This is a genomic window from Vibrio sp. SG41-7 (genome assembly GCF_014164465.1).
Taxonomy (GTDB): Bacteria; Pseudomonadota; Gammaproteobacteria; order Enterobacterales; family Vibrionaceae; genus Vibrio; species Vibrio splendidus.
This window is the reverse complement of sequence record NZ_JACJFF010000261.1, coordinates 1-1,900: the sequence shown is the minus strand read 5'-3', so window position 1 is coordinate 1,900 and position 1,900 is coordinate 1. Positions and strand designations below refer to the sequence as shown.

The window sequence follows — 1,900 nt, the reverse complement described above, 5'->3', positions numbered from 1 at the left end:
CCAGCAGAGACCGATGTGTAGAAAACTACACATTTTGAATTTGTTGCCTCACACTTCCCCATTGTTAAGCAAAAACACACCAACACTCCTTTATTAACTTGAGTAACATTCTTCCAACAAAGTCTGACCCTACATCAAGCTATATACCTCGACAATAATAAGCATGACTCAATGAAGTCACGCGCCAATACAACGAGGATAAACAAAAGGAGCGTCTTATGACGGCACTTGTTACTACACTGAAACACTGGTTGTTTACCCGCAACAGCATGATATTAATTGGTAATTTCACGCTATTTGCAGTTTTGCTCAATACCCTACCATTCGAAGCGCAAGTGAATACAGGTTTAAGTATTCTCGTGTTCGTTGCCATTCTATGGTTAACAGAAGCTATTCACGTCAGCATCACCGCTTTGCTCGTTCCCCTATTGGCTGTCTTGTTTGGTGTATTCAACACGCCCGCAGCGCTGGCTAACTTTTCAAACCCAATCATCTTCTTATTCATGGGTGGCTTCGCATTGGCAGCCGCACTGAACAAGCAAGAGCTAGATAAAGCGATAGCTGACAAAGTACTGCTGATAGCAAAAGGCAGAATGTCGGTCGCTGTGTTCATGTTGTTCGGTGTGAGTGCAGGTCTATCAATGTGGATCTCAAACACAGCTACCACAGCAATGATGCTTCCTCTTGTTCTTGGCATCATGAACAAGGTTGACCAAAGTGAAGACCGCAACACCTACGTGTTCGTGCTACTGGGTATTGCTTACTGTGCTTCAATCGGTGGCATCGCAACCTTAGTTGGTAGCCCACCAAACGCAATTGCGGCGGCAGAAGTTGGCTTAAGCTTCACAGAGTGGATGGCACTTGGCCTACCTATCTCAATGATCTTACTTCCAATCGCGATGATTATTCTTTACGTGATGACTAAGCCGAAGCTTGACCACAAATTCGAGCTAGACCATGCCCCAGTTGAGTGGACAAACAGCAAGAAAATCACACTGTCTATCTTCCTTCTAACCGTAACGCTTTGGATATTCGGTAAACCAATCAACGCAATGATTGGCGGATTCTCTAAATTTGATAGCTTAGTAGCGATTGGCGCAATTGTACTGCTTGGCGCTTCTAGAGCGGTGGAATGGAAAGACGTTGAGAAGACAACGGACTGGGGTGTTCTTATCCTATTCGGTGGTGGTATTTGCTTAAGTAACATTCTAAAAGCGACAGGAACCAGCGTATTCTTAGCACACTCACTAAGCGGATTTTTAGAAACAGCTGGCGTACTGCTTACGATTCTAGCCGTGGTAGCGTTCGTGGTATTCCTAACGGAATTTGCGAGTAACACAGCGAGTGCAGCACTTCTGGTGCCAGTATTCGCAACCATCGCTGAAGCACTTGGTATGTCGCCAGTTATTTTGTCTGCACTGATCGCTGTTGCTGCGTCTTGTGCCTTCATGCTTCCTGTTGCAACACCACCAAACGCAATCGTGTTTGGCTCGGGTCACATCAAGCAGAAAGAGATGATGCGAATCGGTATGGTGTTGAACCTAGTTTGTATCCTAGTTCTGACTCTGTTCGCTTGGATCTTCTGGTAAACACTAACGTTCTATAAGCGCATGCTTACAGGAATGCTCCCCTAAACTGGTTGAACTTCCCCCTGTTCAACCAAGACAAAAATGCCCGTTCAGCGTAAGCAAGCACTGAACGGGCATATAAAAACAAGAAACGCTTTCCCTTTTGGTGGCCCCGCGCCACCTTTTTTGTTTTGGCTTTTGGGAGAAGAACCGGCGACGGTGTCGCCTGAGCGGCCTACGGCCGAAAACAAAGAGACTCAACCTACTAGGGTGCTTTACATGGATCGTATATTCTATAGGTCATGCATCCGAATAAGCCCATCAAACAACTC

Annotated in this window: 1 protein-coding gene; it reads left to right on the top strand. The window is 45.8% G+C overall.

Features of this window, described 5'->3' with window-relative positions:
• Window positions 1–218 precede the first annotated feature (218 nt).
• Window positions 219–1,589, top strand: a complete 1,371-nt coding sequence (locus H5300_RS26445) for a DASS family sodium-coupled anion symporter (RefSeq protein ID WP_048607137.1) — start codon at window positions 219–221, stop codon at window positions 1,587–1,589.
• Window positions 1,590–1,900 lie beyond the last annotated feature (311 nt).

Bases quoted from the DNA above. Each gene is read 5' to 3' on its own strand.
- H5300_RS26445 (WP_048607137.1), top strand. From the start codon at position 219: ATGACGGCACTTGTTACTACACTGAAACACTGGTTGTTTACCCGCAAC.